The organism is Phycisphaerae bacterium, assembly GCA_012729815.1.
GTDB lineage: Bacteria > Planctomycetota > Phycisphaerae > JAAYCJ01 > JAAYCJ01 > JAAYCJ01.
On sequence record JAAYCJ010000242.1, the window covers coordinates 1 to 17450 of the forward strand.

General features: G+C 66.9%; 13 protein-coding genes. 8 read left to right on the top strand and 5 right to left on the bottom strand.

The window, feature by feature from the left end; all coding sequences use genetic code 11:
* The 3 genes from GXY33_15745 to GXY33_15755 all read left to right on the top strand — a co-directional run.
* Positions 1-297: CBS domain-containing protein (locus tag GXY33_15745; GenBank protein NLX06591.1), on the top strand; the 297-nt coding region annotated here is incomplete at its 5' end.
* A 108-nt stretch (positions 298-405) separates the two neighbouring features.
* On the top strand, positions 406-2700 hold the full coding sequence (locus tag GXY33_15750; GenBank protein ID NLX06592.1) for a hypothetical protein: 2295 nt from the start codon (positions 406-408) through the stop codon (positions 2698-2700).
* Positions 2697-3977 carry a glycosyltransferase family 4 protein gene (locus GXY33_15755; protein NLX06593.1) on the top strand — a complete coding sequence of 427 codons (1281 nt, stop codon included), beginning with the start codon at positions 2697-2699 and terminating at the stop codon, positions 3975-3977. The genes GXY33_15750 and GXY33_15755 overlap by 4 nt, the downstream gene beginning before the upstream one ends.
* Before the next feature lie 8 nt (positions 3978-3985).
* Here GXY33_15755 and GXY33_15760 read toward each other — a convergent pair whose 3' ends face one another.
* Positions 3986-5059, bottom strand: coding sequence for a hypothetical protein (locus GXY33_15760; GenBank protein NLX06594.1), 1074 nt, complete (start codon positions 5057-5059; stop codon positions 3986-3988).
* Between the two features lie 7 nt (positions 5060-5066).
* Between GXY33_15760 and GXY33_15765 the strand changes: the two genes are divergently transcribed.
* Complete coding sequence (locus tag GXY33_15765) at positions 5067-6722, top strand: PEP-CTERM sorting domain-containing protein (protein ID NLX06595.1); 1656 nt, start codon at positions 5067-5069, stop codon at positions 6720-6722.
* 3 nt (positions 6723-6725) lie between these two features.
* On the opposite strand, the gene GXY33_15770 is transcribed toward GXY33_15765, so the two are convergent.
* Both GXY33_15770 and GXY33_15775 read right to left on the bottom strand, forming a co-directional pair.
* Positions 6726-8981 carry a hypothetical protein gene (locus GXY33_15770; GenBank protein ID NLX06596.1) on the bottom strand — a complete coding sequence of 752 codons (2256 nt, stop codon included), beginning with the start codon at positions 8979-8981 and terminating at the stop codon, positions 6726-6728.
* A 32-nt stretch (positions 8982-9013) separates the two neighbouring features.
* Positions 9014-9706: a DUF1559 domain-containing protein gene (locus GXY33_15775; GenBank protein NLX06597.1), complete on the bottom strand. Its 693-nt coding sequence runs from the start codon at positions 9704-9706 to the stop codon at positions 9014-9016.
* A 161-nt stretch (positions 9707-9867) separates the two neighbouring features.
* Here GXY33_15775 and GXY33_15780 point away from each other — a divergent pair, with 161 nt between their 5' ends.
* Positions 9868-10869: a LacI family transcriptional regulator gene (locus GXY33_15780; GenBank protein NLX06598.1), complete on the top strand. Its 1002-nt coding sequence runs from the start codon at positions 9868-9870 to the stop codon at positions 10867-10869.
* 28 nt (positions 10870-10897) lie between these two features.
* On the opposite strand, the gene GXY33_15785 is transcribed toward GXY33_15780, so the two are convergent.
* Positions 10898-11383 (bottom strand): GNAT family N-acetyltransferase, encoded by a 486-nt coding sequence (locus tag GXY33_15785; protein NLX06599.1) that lies wholly within the window; start codon positions 11381-11383, stop codon positions 10898-10900.
* Between the two features lie 122 nt (positions 11384-11505).
* On the opposite strand from GXY33_15785, the gene GXY33_15790 reads away from it, so the two are divergent.
* From GXY33_15790 to GXY33_15800, 3 genes are all read left to right on the top strand, one after another.
* On the top strand, positions 11506-13569 hold the full coding sequence (locus tag GXY33_15790; GenBank protein NLX06600.1) for a hypothetical protein: 2064 nt from the start codon (positions 11506-11508) through the stop codon (positions 13567-13569).
* A 156-nt stretch (positions 13570-13725) separates the two neighbouring features.
* A complete protein-coding gene (locus GXY33_15795) occupies positions 13726-14655 on the top strand; it encodes a hypothetical protein (protein ID NLX06601.1) in 930 nt (309 codons plus the stop codon).
* A 32-nt stretch (positions 14656-14687) separates the two neighbouring features.
* Complete coding sequence (locus GXY33_15800; protein NLX06602.1) at positions 14688-15449, top strand: hypothetical protein; 762 nt, start codon at positions 14688-14690, stop codon at positions 15447-15449.
* Here the strand turns inward: GXY33_15800 and GXY33_15805 are convergent.
* Complete coding sequence (locus tag GXY33_15805) at positions 15431-17443, bottom strand: alginate lyase family protein (GenBank protein ID NLX06603.1); 2013 nt, start codon at positions 17441-17443, stop codon at positions 15431-15433. The two genes, GXY33_15800 and GXY33_15805, sit on opposite strands and share 19 nt — an antisense overlap.
* Between the last annotated feature and the right edge of the window lie 7 nt (positions 17444-17450).

Genomic DNA, 17450 nt, shown 5'->3' on the forward strand with positions numbered 1-17450 from the left:
ACGATCACCGACCGCGACATCACGATTCGGGTGACCGCTGAGGGGTTGGACCCGACGACCACCAGCGTCAGCGAGGCGATGACCGAAGGCGTGGTTCACTGCCGCGAGGACGAGTCGATCGAGCGGGCGGCTGAGTTGATGGAAGAGCGGCAGATCCGGCGGCTCGTGGTGGTCGATGAGGACAACCGGCCGGTGGGCATCGTCTCGCTGGGCGACCTGGCGGTGCGGGTTCACGATGACCGGTTGACCGGCGAGGTGACCGAGCGGGTCTCCGAGCCGGCCAAGATACGCCGGTAAGACGCGTTGGAATGGATCAACCGTTGACCCCGCCACGGGTCGGCGCACGCTCACGACGGTACGCCCGCGCCCGGAGGGGATGGCGCCCCATCGCGGGCGAGAGGAGATATGGTCTACCGCTGGCTGCCGTGGAAATGGCTGGTCCGCCGTATGGCTCGGACTCACGGGTTCGTGGATCCGCTGCGTCTGCTCTCGCGGCTTGACCGGTTCGCCCAGCCGTCGGAGGTTCGCACGCCGATCGAGTTGTTGCGGGCGGGCGTGGCGTTTCACGCCCGCGGCCTGATGAACACCAAGGCGATCCAGCACAACCTCGACTGGGTCTGGCCGTGGTGGGTTCAGAAGCAGTACGACCCGAACGACGAGTCGTTTCTGCCCCGGGCGTTTTCGATCACGCACGTGAACCTGACGCACCGGAACTGGACGGCGGTGGGGTTGCCCGGCTGCCGGGCCTTTCCCATCGTCGATCCTCGCGGCTTGGTGACGCCGTTCTTCGACGGCTGGTCGATCGACGCGTGGATTGTCGCCGACGACGGCGGCGAATTGATTCCCGCCCGCCAGGACACGGTATCGCAGCGTCTGCTCCTTGACGGCGAGGCGCTTGCGGTTCGGACCGAGAGCGCGGGCCAGGCGGGCCGATTGCGGACCGACGTGGACGCGGTCGACGGCGAGACGGTCGAGTGCCGCATCGCCTGCCGCGCCGCCTGTCCGGACGGCGGATGGCTGGTGGTTTCGCTGCGGCCGTTCAACCCGGAGGGTGTCAGTTTCGTCCATCGCATCCGGTTCGACGACGAGGATCGCCAGTGGCGGATCGGCCGGCGCGGGCGGGTGCGATTCGACCGCTGGCCCGACCGCCACACCACCTCCACCTACGGCGAAGGCGACGTTCGCATCGGGTTGACGCAGCGTCCGCCGAGCGGCCAGTGCGAGTGCGACGTGGGGTTGGCCACCGCGGCGGCGATGTATCGCCTCGAACCCGGCTGCGAGTCCGCGGTCGAGCTTCGCGTTCCGCTGGTCTACGACAAGCGCTCCAAACCCATCCTGCCGACCGGACGCACCGAACCGTGGCCGGCGGCTTTGGACGGCGCCGCTGCGATGTCCGTGCCCGACGAGCGCTTCGCGTTCCTCTACGACGCCGCCGTGCGCTACCTGGTTCTGCTGTCGCCCGACGACGTCTATCCCGGCCCGTACACCTACAAGCGATTCTGGTTTCGCGACGCCGCGTTCATCCTCAACGCGATGCTGGCCACGGGCATGAGTCAGCGCGCCGCCCCGGTGCTCGAGCGCTTTGGCCCGCGCCAGCGGATCGACGGGTTTTTCCTGTCGCAGGCCGGCGAATGGGACTCCAACGGCGAGGCCCTCTGGGTCCTGCGCCGGTATCACGAGTTGACCGGACTGCCGCCGCATGCTTCGCTGCATCCGATGGTGATCTCCGGCGGCCAGTGGATCATCCGCAAGCGATGTGCCAGGGATATCGAGGCCCTTCACGCCGGGCTGCTGCCGGCTGGTTTCAGCGCCGAGCATCTGGGCAACAACGACTTTTACTACTGGGACGATTTCTGGGGCGTTGCCGGTCTTCGCGCCGCGGCTTGGCTGTGCCGGCGGTGGGACGACCGGACGCACGCCCAGATGTTCGCCAACGGGGCTGACGACCTGGCCGCCGCGATCGAGCGGAGCCTGGAGCGGTCGCGGGATATTCGCCGCTGCGACGCGCTGCCGGCCTCGGCCTATCGGCGGATGGACGCCGGGGCGGTCGGCTCGGTCGTGGCGTCGTACCCGCTGCGCCTGCTCGAATGGGACGATCCGCGGATGCGCCAGACGGTTGACTTCCTGTTGGAGCGGTGCCGCGTCCGCGGCGCGTTCTTCCAGGACCTGATCCACTCCGGGCTCAACGCGTACCTGACGCTGCACCTGGCCCAGGCCCTGCTGCGGATGGGCGATCCGCGGTTTTTCGAATTGGTGCGGACGGTGGCCGATCTGGCGTCACCCACCGGCCAGTGGCCCGAGGCGATCCATCCGCGGACCGGCGGCGGCTGCATGGGCGACGGCCAGCACCTGTGGGCCTCCGCTGAGTGGGTCATGATGATGCGGAACCTGTTCGTACGCGAGGAGGATGATCGACTCATTTTGGGCAGCGGCATTCCTGACGAGTGGGTCCGGCAGGGGTCACGGATTTCCTTCGGCCCGACGGCGACGCCGTGGGGCGCGATCGACGTCGAGATCGAAGGGTTCGACGATCGGGTCGAGGTGCGGTGGCGCGGGCAATGGCGAGACCACGCGCCGCCGGTCGAGGCGCGGCTGGGCGACCGGACGCCGATCATGATCGAAGGCGCGATCGGCCGGGCGGAGTTTGGCCGATCCGCCGCGAAGGTTCACAGCGTGCGCGACGAAAGCGAGAGACGATGAGAATTGCGATGTTCACCAACAGCTATCTGCCTCAGGTCGGCGGCGTGGCCCGCTCGGTCGAGCGGTTCACGTGCGCCTACCGGCGGCTGGGGCATCGCGTGCTGGTGGTGGCGCCGGAATACCGCGAACCGTCCGACGACGACCCGGACGTGGTCCGCGTGCCGGCGATCCAGCACTTCAACGGCAGCGACTTTTCCGTGACCCTGCCGGTCAGCCTCGGGCTCTCGGAGGTCATTGACGACTTCCAACCCGAGATCATCCACGCCCACCACCCATTTCTGATCGGCAACACGGCCCTTCGCGTCGCGGCGGAACGCGGCTTGCCGCTGGTGTTCACTCACCACACGATGTACGAGCACTACACGCACTATGTCCCGCTCCACCTGGAGGCCCTCCGGCGGTACGTGCTGGAGCTCTCGACCGGGTTTGCCAACCTCAGCGACCGGGTGATCGCCCCGAGCCGCAGCGTGGCTGAGATCCTGGAGCAGCGCGGCGTGCGCCGCCCGATCGCGGTCGTGCCGACCGGCGTCGAACTGGAGCAGTTCGAGCGGGGCGACGGCGCCGCGTTTCGACGACGTCACGAGATCGATTCGGACGCGTTTGTGATCGGGCACGTCGGCCGCTTGGCGCCGGAGAAGAACCTGGCGTTTCTCGCCCGCGCCGTCGCCGACGTGTTGGCCCGCCGGCCGCGGAGCGGGTTCGTGGTCATCGGGGCCGGCGTCTCGCGGCAGGCGATGCGGGACATCTTCGCCGGGGCGAACGTGCTGGAGCGGGTGCGTTTCGCCGGAATCTGCACCGGAAGCGATCTGGTGGACGCGTACCACGCGATGGACTTGTTCGCGTTCGCCTCGAAGACCGAGACGCAAGGCATGGTGCTGGTCGAGGCCCTCGCCGCCGGATGTCCCGTGGCCGCCCTCGACGCGCCCGGCGCTCGCGAGGTGGTCCGCGACGGCGAGAACGGCCGGCTGATCGTGTGCGAAGACGAAGCGGCGTTCGCCGAAGCGATCGACTGGGCGGCGAACTTACCGGCCGGCCGGCGCGAGCGGCTTCGCCGGCGGGCTCGGCAAAGCGCCGAGCCGTTCTCGACCGACCGCTGCGTCCGGAGCACGTTGGACATCTACAGCCAGGTGCTTGGCCAGGCGGGCGATCGTCCCGCCGCGGAGATCACCCGTTGGGCCTCCTTGCAGCGATCGCTTCAGCGGGAGTGGGACATCTGGGCCAATCGCGCCCGCGCCCTGGCTGAGTCGATCGGCACAGAACCGAACGGCAAGAGTTAGCCGCCGCTTCACGGCGCCCGCAGTTCGCCGGCTGGATGCACGCGGGCAAAGGCGCGGGCGTTTCCGTCGTAGCCGACCCATACGTACCACGGACGAGGCAGGCCGCGCGGATCGATGAGCCGCGACGGATGGACCGGTCGAAGCGCCAGCTCGAAGGAGGCCTCCTGCCCCGGCGCCAGCTCAAAGGCGACCTGGTCCGAGAGCGGTTCGGCCACACCGTCGACCCGCAACTGGATCATTCCCGCCGCCGTTTCCGGCAGGTGATTGACCAGCCTCGCCCGCACGGGCCCGCCGGCGGCGGACTGCTCCGCCCAGGCCAGCAGCGGCCCGGATTCGCCGACCGCCAGCAGGATCGTCGTGCCCTCCAGCAGCGGGATGGTCGTCGCAAGCTCCCGACCGTCGAGCGAGAAGGGCAATTCCATCAGCCGCTCGCGCACCGTATCGAGGCCGTACAGCTTCGCGACGCGATCGAACGGCAGCGTCATTCGCGCGGGCACGTTGTGCCGGCGGCGCGGACCCCAGTTGGTCACGCCCAGCATCGCCGTTCCTTCGTCGCCGCAGTACGAGAGGATCTGGAAGTGCATGTCGTCCACCTCCGGGTCCGCGTCGCGCAGGTCCACGTCGGCCGGCGGCGTCACGCCGTTCTCGCTGAGGAAGGCGCCGATCAGCTTGCGGATGACCGGGTCGCCCTGGTTGAGCAGTTCGCTGTCGCGGCAGACCGGATTGGGCGCCCGCGAGAGGGTGTAGAAGTAGTTGCGGTACGCGTTGAAGACCGCCGCCGCCACGTAGAGCGTGCGACCCTCGCCAAAGGTTCCATCCACCGCTGCGGGCAGGCCGCTGGGCGGGCCGGCCGACTGGGTCGCGGTTTCCTGCGGAGCGAGGAATGTCGGGACCTGGTCCAGCACATGGTCGACAACGTTTTGGCGGACCAGCTCATCGGGGAAGGTGGCCAACACGCGGGTGGCTTCGCCCCGCCGAATAATTCCCGCTCGGGCCATCGGCGCGCACGCCTCGCCGCTGTTCTCGATCGGCGACGGCGAGGTCAGGACCGTCGGCAGCTCGAAGTGGATCAATGCCGACAACCTCTGGGTGGCCTCCCATGGGAGCGGCGCGCTGACCATCGAGGAAGGGGGCGAGGTCTCCAACGCCACCGGGTATCTGGGCTACGGGTCCGGTTCGCAGGGGATGATCACCGTCACCGGAGGGGGGTCGAAATGGACCAATGCCGAGGACCTCTATGTGGGCTATGAGGGGACCGGATCGCTCGCGGTGATCGACGGAGGGGCGGTGGATGTCGGAAGGACGCTCTGGGCGTCGATGGGGGACCTGTCCGGGGACGGGACAATCACTGTGGGCAAGGGTGCCGTGTTGGATGCCGATCTGGTCTTCGACGCAGCCCACGGAAACCAGCAGACCCTGGCGTTTGGGACCGGCGGCCAATTGCACCTGACCATCGATGGCACAGAGTCGCTGGGCGTCGGGTACAAAAACGCCGGGACGTTGACGGTCGCTGAGGGGGCGGCCATCGACTCATCCATCGGGTATCTGGGCTACCACGCCGGTTCGCAAGGGACAGCCACCATCACCGGCAGGGGGTCGAGGTGGACTGTTTCCTCCGGGCTCCGTGTGGGCTGTGGTGGTAGCGGCACGCTGACCATTGAGGACGGAGGGGAAGTCTCCAGTTCCTATGGAGGGATCCTGGGCTTGGGTCCCGGTTCACAGGGGACAGTCGTCATCACCGGCGGCGGGTCGAGGTGGACCAATGCCAGTGCGCTCTACGTGGGCTACGACGGCGGGAGCGGCACACTGACTATCGAGGGCGGGGGTGAGGTCTCCAACACCGCCGGTTACCTGGGCCGCCAGTCCGGTTCGCACGGAACGACCACCGTCATCGGCCCGGGGTCGAGGTGGACCAATGCTGGCGAACTCTGGGTGGGCTACCCTGGACGTGGCGGCATACCGTCGGGGACCGGATCGCTGACGGTGGCCGATGGGGGGCAGGTGACGGCGGACAGCCTGAGCATCTACTATCAGTCCACTGTCGACCTCTCGGTCAGCGGCGATGACATGCTGGTGCTGGGAACCGCCTCGACGACCGGAAGCGTTACCAACAACGGACAGATCAACCTCCATGCCGACGCGTTCCTGCCTGCCGGGACCTACCGACCGATCTCCGAGTATGCCGGACGGACGATGACCTGGAGCGGCAGCGGTTCATACAGCGGCGTCGGCGGGACGTGGGACCAGACGGCCAAGACCTTCACCGTCATGGCTCCGACGGCCCAGGACGCCGGCGCGGCTGGCCCGGTTGTCGACGGCGGACGACTGGTGATCACCGACGCGATCAGCGGTCGGCGGGTGGGGGTCGGCTTCGGAGATGTGCCCGAGGGCGCCACCTTCGCCGCCGAGCCGCTGGGACCTGCCGAGTTGGCTGGGCTGACCGGGCTGCTGACCGCTGGCGAAGAGGTGCTTGCGGTCTGGGACTTCCAGACCACCCTGACCGGCATCCCGGTGCTTTTGTCGTTCGAGGTCGACCCGCAGGCGAGCGGCCTGGCGGTCTGGCACTTTGCGGACGAAACCTGGAGCCCCTGCGTCCCGGACTTCCTGGTGCGCAGCCAAGCCGGGGTCTTGAGCTTCACCGTCACCGACTTCAGCGCCTACGCGGTCACCGGCGTGCCCGAGCCAGCCACGCTGATCCTCCTGGCGGTTGGAGGCTTGGCCGGTCTGGGCCGTCGACGGGCGTAATGGCTACGGCCCAACTGCCGACGCGGCTTGGGCGAAGCTGGTCAGCAGGGCTTGGCTGTCGGCTTTGGCGATCAGGAATCGGGGTTCGCCGTCGTAGGGCAGGGCGGTTCCTTGTTCGTCGGTCTTGAGTTCGACCGGGTTGTCCATCAGGTCGACCAGCCGGGCCGGACCGGCGGGCAGCCGGACGTTGAGCTTGCCCGATTGTTCCGGGGTCTTGCCGTACCAGTAGGCCACCACGGTCTGGTCCGCATCCGTAAACGCCATCGCGTAGAGGCCCTCGTCGGTGACTACCTTGCCCGCGAAGGGCCGGCGGTCGAGCATCCAGGTCATCGTGTTGTACGCGCAGATGATCGGCTTGATGCCCTCCGGCCGGATCATGTTGTAGTGCCAGCGGTCGTTGTACGACTGGAACGTGAAGTACATGAAGTGCTCGACCCCCTCCGACAGCCCGAGCAGGTGGGCCCGCACGCAGTAGATGGCCTGGAGGCGTTCGGGCACGACGATCCTCCGCATCGGTTCCGGGGCGTCATCGGGATAGTGCGGGTTGTCGTGGTCGTTCGCCGACCACGCGAACTCGGTCCACCAGACCGGCATGCCCGGCCGGTACTTGTCGATTTCCTCCCGCACGGTCCGCTGGAACCCGACCATGCCGCCGTCCTCCGGCGAGGCTTTGCCGTCGTTGACGTACGGGTGGACGGCGATGGCGTCGGACGCCTCGGCCCCGCCGGCCTTCAGATACGCCTTCAGATAGTCCACCGCCCAGATCGAGCTGACGCACGCCAGCACAACGGTGTTCGGATCGACCTTGTGGGCCTCTTCCATCGCGATCCGATGGACCAGCACGCAGTTGTCCACGGGCATCTCGCCAATGTAGACCTCGTTGGAGACTTCCAGGGCGTTGGTCTGGCCGGCATACCGCTCGGCCTTCAGGCGGCTGAACGTCCGCCACGCCTCGAGGTCCTTGACCGGCGGCCGCCACCCTTCGCCCATCGATCCCGGCCACGCGGCGAACTCGCCCCACAGCATGTTGCCCATCTTCAGCTCGGCGGTGTACTTGAGCGCCTTGTCGGTGAATCGCCAGTCGTACTGGCCCTTGGCCGGCTCGCGATAGCGCCAGCCGCACTCGTCGCGCGACCACTGGACGCCCATCTTCTTGGCCAGCGTCAGGGCGCTGCCGTTGTCGTACGCCGCGCTGATGCCGAACAGGCCGAACCGGTCCGACGGCTCGAACGGCCGATCCAGCGGATGGCTGCGGATCACGCCAAACGTCAGCAGGCCTTCATAGTTGTGGCCGTAGCGGGACTCGACGGCCTCGACCGTCACCGTGTGGAACCCCTTCTTGCGGACGGCTGGCTGCAGCGTCACCGTCTGCGGTTCGCCCGCCGGCAGCACCTTCTCCGTCGTCGTCTCGTCGATGCATTCGCCGTAGAAGTCCACCACCTTCACCCGAAGGCTGATCGGCAGCGGATCGGCCAGCATATTGGCAAGCTTCAGCGAGATCTCGACCTTTTCGCTCTCGTCGAAGACGTTGCGGAACCGCTCGGTCGACAGCGCCACCTCGACGGCCGGCGAGGGCGCAGCCAGCGAGAAATCCAATGCGCCGTCGTCGCCCGCCCACAGGCTCAACAGCAGACAGCCGTCAGGCCCGCGTTCGATCCGCACCGCCGACGCCTTGTTGATGAGCACCTTGAGATTGCGGCTCGGATCCTGCGCCAGCTCGATCCGTTTGGGATTGGACGCGACGAAGGGCTTCTCGGCGATCAGCGATTCGAGCGCCGCTGCGACCTCATCCACCACGAATCGCTCCTTGGCGAATGCCGCCGCGGTTAGTCGCAGGACAAATCCCGTTTCACAGCCGCCGGCGTTCGGACCGATCATCACGCGGACGCTTTGCTCTTCCGCCTGCCAGGTCTGCTGGATGGCCGCCGTCCCGCCCGGCAACGTCGCCTGCCCGGTCAGGCTGATGACCTGGCCGGTCCTGGTCACTTCGAGCTGATCCAGCGAGGCGCCCTGACCCGCGGCCAAATCCCTGCCGATCGCCAGCCCGCCGCCGTCGGCCAGCACGTGGCCGAACCCCGTGATCCGCGAGACCTTCTGCGGATACTCCGGGTCCAGCGCCACCTGCAGGCGATCGTTGTAGAACGTCTTCTCCCGGATCTCGTTCCAAGGCGTCTTCTCCTGGACGACGAGTTTGATCTGACCCAGGGCCGTCCCGGCCGATAGACATACCAATACCGCCATGGTGCAGATTCGGATCATTGGAGCGATCTCCGGATTACCACGTGCCGTTTCTAGAAAGACCACGCACTGTTTCGAAAGAGGGTATCCGCCCCCAGGGTGTACCAAGGGGGGTTGTTGTAGTGATCGCAATGGATCATCTCGACGTGGCCGTCCACAAACAGCGTCTGTCGCAGCAGTTCGCTGTGCAGCGCGGCCGGCTGCTCGCTGTAGCTCGGCGCTATGCGGCAGTACCAGTACTCGCACAGCAGCAACAGTTCCGACGCCCGGTGACTTGGCGCTTGTTGCGGCGGGCAGTTCACTGTGGTCTCTGTGTTGCCCAGCCAGGGGTTCATCGAGTAGTTGCCGCCGTTGCCGAACTGACCGCAGGCCGATCCCTCCGGATCGGACGGGCACCGCAGCAGGTTCGGCGCCGCGGCGGCGGGCGAGGTGGCGGGATCGATTGCCGCATAGGCTGCAATCTTCTGCGGCCACGTGGTGTTCGTGGCCCGCTCGTACGCCAACGGCAGCCAATCGGAATAGTCGTCGACGTAATGATGAAAAGCCGTACCCAACTGCCGGAGGTTCGACCCGCACGTCACCCGCCGGGCTCCTTCGCGGGCGCTGGCCAGCGCCGGCAGCAGCATCGACACCAGCACCGCAATGATCGCCACCACCACCAAAAGCTCAATCAACGTAAATGATTTCGAATTCCGAATTTCGGATTTCGAATGGACAGGCGGTCGTCGTATTGGCGGGCAATCCATAGAAGTCAACACCATCTCCTTGCCAAGCTCAGGCATCAACGGCTAGTCTACTGGAACCGGGCGGCCGAGTCAAGGTGTTTTTTGTGATGTCACGTGAAATCAGCCGATTCAGGCGATTCCGCCCTTGACCGCGGCGGGCCGGACGGGGTATACTGGAGGCCATGTCGGACCAGAAACCCCCAGCCGCGATGACCATGGCCCAGATCGCCCGCCTCGCCGGGGTCTCCCGGACCGCGGTCTCAGCCGTCCTGAACAAACGCCAGGGAACCACCCGTCTGAAGCCCGAGACGCGTCAGCGGATCGAAACCCTCCTGCGCCAGACCCGCTACCGGCCCAACAGTGTGGGCAAAGCCCTGGTCTTGCGGCGAAGCCTGCTGGTCGGCGTCATGGCCCAGGAGGTCGGCTGGTCCTTCATGCCCCAGGCCCTCCAGGGCATCGAAGACTTCGCCGAAGACCGCGGCTGCGGCGTCCTGGTCATGACCGGCCGGCACGAGCCGCAGCGGGAGGAGCGGGTTCTCGAGTTCCTCCTCGAACGCCGCACCGACGGGATCATCCTCGCTCCGCTCTCCGGCATGTCCAGCCGCATGCGAGAGCTCCTGATCGAAAAGAAGACGCCCATCGTCTACCTCTTTCACGAGCCCGCCGACCCGCTGCCCGGCGCGCGAGCCGTCCGCGTCGATGAGGTTCGCCTCGGCCAACTCGCGGTTCAACATCTTCTCGAAAAGGGCCATCGTCACATCGCCTGCATCGGCATGCCGCCGGAGATCCGGCAGGGCATCGACCTGGCCGCCCAAGCCGTCGCCGACGCGGCCGTCGAGCACTGGGAGTGGGAAACGCCGCGCCCCGAGGCCCCGCCCGGCTTCCATCGCTGGCGCCAGGCCGACCCGCAGCCGACCGCGGTGTTCGTCCGCGGCGACGAACACGCCTGCGCATTTATGAACCTGGCCCTCCGCTTCGGCTTCAAGGTTCCCGACGACCTGGCGATCATCGGAGTCGACGACCTGCCCCCCGCCCGAGACGCCGTGGTGCCCATGACCACGATCAGCCAGCCGAAGTACGAACAGGGATTCCAAGCCGCGAAACTGCTCTTCGACCTGATGGACGGCAAACCGCGAAATAACGTCATCCTCAAGCCCGAACTGGTCCCGCGCCAGTCCACCTGAACATCGAGCTTCCCGCAGCGGCGAACCCTCACAGCGTCATGCCGTACGTCCGCGCGTCGAACAGCCGCTCGAAGCCCGCCCGCTCGTACATCTTCCTGGCGGCGGCGTGGCCGTCGTTGAGGCCCGTCTGCACCTCCGCGATCGTCATCCCGCGGCGGCGAAGCTCTTCCAGAACGAACGCAAGCTGCCGCGAGCCGACGCCGGTCCCCTGGACGTCCGGATGGACGCCGTTTTGCCCGACCTGCCCGATGCCGGTTGAACTGTCCGAGTGGGCGCTGCAAAAGCCGACCACCCGCCCCTCCGCCTCGGTGACAAACCAGTCGTCGAGCCCGCTGAAGGCTTCGGCCTTCAGCGCCTCGACCTTCCGCTGGTCCCACGGTTTGCCGCCGACCTGAATGCCATACCGCTGCTCGCGCAGGTAGTCCAAGCCGATGTTCCAGATCCGCCGCACGATCGCCTCGACCGCCGGCCAGTCCTCCGGGCGCATCGGCCGAATGTCCGCCGACTCTGACATGACGGCCTCCTTCCTCGCCGCCATTCTACCGACTCGCCGCACGCGAGGCCCCCGTCAATCCTTGACTTCCCCTCACCGCGGCCATAGAAGATGGCGCAAGTCATTCTGACGGAGACGCAACGATGGCTCAATTCTGGTACGCTCACGCCTATCGGCGGAACGTGGTGGACATGCACATCACCGACGACGATCCGCAATTCATGACCCGGATCGACCCGAAGCGCTACGCAGCCATGCTGAAGAAGTCCGGCGTCCAATCAGCCGTCGTCTACGCCCACTCCCACGTCGGCCACACCTACTATCCGACCAAGGTCGGCCATACGCACGGCAACCTCCAGGGACGCGATCTGTTCGGCGAACTGGTCGCCGAGTGCCACCGCGAAAAAATCGCCGTCCAGGCCTATTACAGCCTGATCTTCAACACCTGGGCCTACCGCGCCTTTCCCGACTGGCGGATCATCGACGTGAACGGGCGCGGCCACGGCGATAGCAGTCGCTATGGCGTCTGCTGTCCCAACTCGCCCTATCGCGACCACGTCGCCGCCCAGGTCGAAGAGCTGTGCACCGCGTACCCCTTCGAAGGGATTCGTTTCGACATGACCTTCTGGCCCGCCGTCTGCTACTGCCCGCATTGTGCGAGACGTTTCGCCGAGGAAGTCGGCGGCGAACTGCCGCGGACCATCGACTGGACCGACCGGCGATGGACGGCGTTCCAGCGGGCCCGCGAACGGTGGCTGGTGGACTTCGCCGCATTGGCCACCGCCACCGTGCGGCGGTTCCGGCCGGAGGTCTCGGTCGAACACCAGGCCTCAGCCTACCCGCTGACCTGGCAGTTCGGCGTCTCGGTCGATCTGGTCGAGCACAACGACTTCCTCCAGGGCGACTTCTACGGCGGAGCCCTGCAGGGCTCGTTCGTCTGCAAGCTGCTGGCCGACCTGACGCCCAATCAGCCGTTCGCCTTCGAGACGTCGATCGCCCTGGGCCTGGGCGACCACACCTCGATCAAGCCCGAGCACCTGCTTGAAGCCAAGGCCTGCCGGGCCATCTCCAACGGCGGGGGGTTCGTGTTCATCGACGCGATCGACCCGGTCGGCACACTGGACCGTCGCCGGTACGAGCGGATGGGCCGCGTCTTCGCCCGGACGAGTCGTTTCGACCCATACCTCGGCGGACGGATGGTCCACGACGTGGGCATCTACATGTCTACCGAGTCCAAGCACGACCCGGACGACACCGGCCGCAAACCGACCGAAGGTTCGCACAAAACTCCCCACGTCAGCGCCTGCCTCGGTGCCGCTGAGGCGATGATCGAGGCCAACATTCCCTATGGCGTGGTCACGCGAAAGGGCCTCGACCGGCTTTCGCGGTTTTCAATCCTTGTGCTGCCCAACGTGCTGATGATGAGCGAGCAGGAGGCCGAGGCGATCCGCCAATACGTGCGGCAAGGCGGCTGCGTGTATGCCAGCCGGTTTACCTCGCTGACCACACCGGACGGCGCGAGGCAGCGAGACTTCCTGCTGGCCGATGTCTTTGGTGCGACCTTCGACGGCGAAACGAAGGAGGCCTACACCTACATCGCTCCGACCGGAGCGGGCAAGCGAGTCCTCGACCAGTACGACGATCAGTATCCGCTGGGCATGGCGAACCGCCAGGTGATGATCCAGCCGCACGAGAGCGCCAAGGTGCTCGGCCGACTCGCTCTGCCCTACACCGATCCCGCCGATCCGCAGCGGTTCGCCTCGATCCATAGCAATCCGCCGGGCCGGCCGACCGACCGTCCGGCGATCGTGCTCCACCGCTTCGGCAAGGGCCGGGCCATCTACGCCGCAGCGGACCTCGAGAGCCTCGAAGACCGTCGCTGGGTCTTCGCCAACCTGATCCGCTCACTGGCCCCGCGACGCGGATTTGCCTTCGAAAGCGATGCCCCCAAACCGGTCGAGCTGACGCTGTTCGATCAGCCGGAGCGGTCGCGAATGATCCTGCACGTGCTGAACTTCCAGGAGCCGATGCCGAATATCCCGGTGAACGACATCCACGTGCGGGTCCGCCTCGATGACCGCGCGCTCAAGGCGGTGACCGAAGTCCCCAGCCGCAAGAAGGTCCGGTTCAAGATCAGCAAAGGCTTCGTCGAATTCGCGATCGACCGCCTCGAGACCTTCCGCATGTTCGAACTGCGCTGCCGCTGATCCAGTGGCCCGGAGATTGCCGCCGATCATCAAGGACGCCAGAGCCTTCCATCCAGCCGTTGCCGCACGAATTCATCGGTCGCATTGGAATGGGTCGGTGCGTTATAATTGGTGTGACCTGTTTCCAGCCGGTGGGGGATGTGTCGCGTGTGGTGGATGCCGATAGCGCTGGTCCTGATCGGGGGGACGATCATGGCTCAGGACGAATCCAGGGATGGTCGCGCGGATGCTCTGCGGCGAACGATGGGGCAACTCGAACCGCTGCACAAACCGCTGGGCCCGCCGCGGCCGGGCGACTGGCTGGCCGTCCACCGCGAGCCGGGCCAGAGCTTCGACCAGTACATCCGCTCCCGTCCCACCGTGCCCACCTCGCGGCGGCGGGTGATCTACATTCAGCCGCTGGGCGATTTCACCGACGGCCAGCGGCGGGTGGTTGCCCTGACCGCCGAGCTGACCGAGGACTACTTCGACCTGCCGACGAGGATGCTGGAGAGCCTGCCGCTCAGCGTGATTCCGGCGCGGGCCCGCCGCGTCCATCCCGTCTGGAAGGTTGATCAGGTCCTGACCACCTACGTGCTGGACGAACTGCTTCGCCCGAAGCTGCCGGACGACGCCTTCGCCTGCATCGCGTTTACCGCCAGCGACCTGTGGCCCGGACGCGGCTGGAACTTCGTCTTCGGCCAGGCCTCGCTCCGCGAACGGGTCGGTGTCTGGTCGCTGTTCCGCAACGGCGATCCGGACGCGGGCGACGACGAGTTCCGTGCGTGCCTGCGGCGGACGGCCAAGACCGGCGTCCACGAACTGGGCCACATGTTCTCGATACTCCACTGCGTCGCCTTCGAGTGCGGTATGAACGGCAGCAACAGCGAAGCCGAGAAGGACCGCCGGCCGCTGTGGCTGGGGCCGCAGTGCCTGGCCAAGGTCTGCTGGGCGACCGGGGCCGATCCGGTGCGGCGGTATCGCAGGCTCCTGGCGTTCTGCGACGCGCACGGCCTGGAGGAGGAAGCGGACTTCTACCGCCGCTCGCTGGCCGCCCTGGGCCATCCGGCCACTTTGCCGGCGACCGCGCCGGCGATCGGCGATTGAGCGCCGCCGCGCCGGCCGCTACAATCGCCCGCATGGATCACAGCCTGCGACAGCACTGCGCCGAGTTGGATCGCTGCAACCAGCGCGGTGGACGGATGCTCTCGATCTTCGACCTGCTCGACGCCGGATCGCTCGATCTGGACCTGGCGACGTACCTGATGGCCCGGATCAGCCGCGGCGCGTCGCTCATGGTCGGGGCCTCGCCCGGCGGGGCGGGCAAGACCACGGTCATGGCGGCGCTGCTGAATCTGGGTCCGGCGGACCGGCCGCTGGTGGCGGCGACGCCCGAGGCGGTGCACGCAGCGGCGCGGTCGCCGTCGCGCCCTGGCTGCTACATCTGCCATGAGATTGGATCAGGCGACTATTTCGCGTATCTCTGGGGCGAAACGCTGCGCGGGTACTGCGGCCTGGGACGCCGCGGGCACATGCTGGCGACCAACCTGCACGCGGACGATCCGGCTGAGGCCCGCGATCAGGTCTGCGGCGATAATGCGGTGCCGATCGAGGATTTCAACCGGTTCGAGCTGATGGTCTTCCTGCGGGTCGATGGCGGCTGGCATCCGCGCCGGCGGATCGAGAGGGTCTATGCCGGCGATGGAAGTAACGGGCATCGGCTGATCTTCGACGCCGCAGCCGGATTGACTCCGGACCTCAATTCATCCGATTGTACCGGCGACGTGGCGTATGCCCAACGCTGCCGGCGGTTTCTCGAACACACGCTGGCAACGCCAACGCGGACGATCGAGCAGACCCGCCGGGCGGTGCTGGAGTTCTTTCAGTCCAGCCAGACCTGATCGCCGTGACGGACGACGATCTTCCCGCCCGCGATCTGGATGACATCACAACCCATCGTGACCGTCAGACCATCCAACGAATCGTCCGCCTGAATGCCGGTGACCTTCGGGCCGTCTGAGCGACGCAGCGGCTCGATGCACGCGATGAACCGAACGTGCTGTCCGCAGCGGGACAGCACCATCAGCGGCACGCGATCGGCCACCGAGGTGAACGGCCCATCACCCAGCGTTAACTCCGTGCCGACCTGCCCGGCCGCCGTCACAGCCGTTGTCAGATCATCGTCCTCAAATCGGACGACCAGCATCCCGTCGCTTCGACCGCAGCGGACGCTGTGGATGTACTCGCCGCCCGCGAGCCTGTCCTTGAGGGCGGTTGGATCAAGCGGCAGGTCCGTCTCGACACAGCGGGCCCGGTGATGGTAGAGCCAGTCGAATCGCCGCGGACGGTCGGCCCGCAAATCATCGACCACCAGCAGATAGTCCGGCGTCAGGCACAGCGTGCGGCGATGGCAAACCCCTTCGTAGGCTGTATCGCAGGCCAGCACGGCGGCGGCGCAGAACTCGCTGGAGCGAAAGCACTCGAGTCGTCCGCCCGTCGACTGCTGGGCCTCGCCATCGACCACCACCGTGTTGTGGCCGATCGTTGCCTTGTACCACCCGTTGTGGATCGGCAGGCGGTAGGCCTGGCTGACCGCGCATCCCGGATCGACGGCCAGTTCGCAGCCGTGGCCGTACAGCACGAAACTGAGTTTGTCCAGATGGGCGTGAAACCCGCGGTACGGGCTGAACGTCGCCGCTACGACCAGATCCGCCTGGCCCGACGTCCGCAGGATCACGTGGCCGGTATCGGGCAGGCTCATGCTCCCATAGGTCAGCCGGCCAGCCGGTGCGGCTTGGCGACCCAACAGCACGGTTGCCCAGATCGGCTTTTCCGGCAGGCACACGGCCAGTTCATCCGAAGGACAAGCGTGATAGGCGTGTTCGTAGAGATCGGCAAATTGCGGCGCGGTGACGCGGCTGACGTCGCCGAACCGCGGCAGCGCCCCGTCCGGCATCGTGCAGCGGATCGGAAGCACAAACGCGTTGATCAGCCGAGGATGCGACCACAGATCGATGCCCATCCGCCTCGCGCCCTCGACGGCGGCGACGACCCCGGTCAAGGCATAGAAGTGATACCCCCAACTGTCCTCCGTCCACATCCCTTCGGCGCTGATGCAGCGGTCCAACTGGAAGGCCACGCCGTGCTCCGGATCGTTGAGGGCCTGCTCGACCCGCTCGCGGTCGCCGATGACCGCTCCGCCCAAAAGCAGGGCGGCGTTGTGCCACGTCTGCCAGTTGCTCGTGCCCTTCCGGTTCTTCGCGATGTTGGCCAGCATCGGCTCGATCAGGCCTTCGCGGATCGCCTCCTGCTGCCGATCGGAGAGAAACCCGCGGACCAGGTCGAACGCCGGAGCGATGAAGCTCGCCATTGCGTTGGCCTCGTCGAGCGTCTGCTCGAACAGGTGCCCGCCCGCCCGCTCCGTCCACCCCTCAGTCTGGCGCGTCGCGCCGTGGTAGGGGTACGCCCGGTAGCGCTCGGCGTAACCGCTCAGCACCGCGGCGGCGTGCTCGCCAAAACGCGGCTCGTCGGTGATCGCGAATGCCCACGCCGCGTCGAGGGCCGAGGCGAGGTTGTCGCGGTGCCGGGCCTTGAACAGCACGTCGTCAAACGGCTCGCCGGAATACACGCTGCCGCAGCGAGGACAGCGGTGATGCGTCGCGTCAACCGTCTCCAAACCCATCTGGCACGGCTCGCACTGATACCACCAGTTGTGCTGTGAGCCGCGGGGCGGAAAGGCCAGCGGTTTGGTCAGCGCCGCTTCGGCGCGGCCGATCGCCTCGGCCACCGGCGCTCGCTGCGGACCGTCGGACCGCCAGGCGGTTCGCAGCCGCGAGAGTTCCTCAGCGGTGCAGGCGATCACGGGGTAGGATGGCTGATTCGAAATTTCAGACATTGACAGT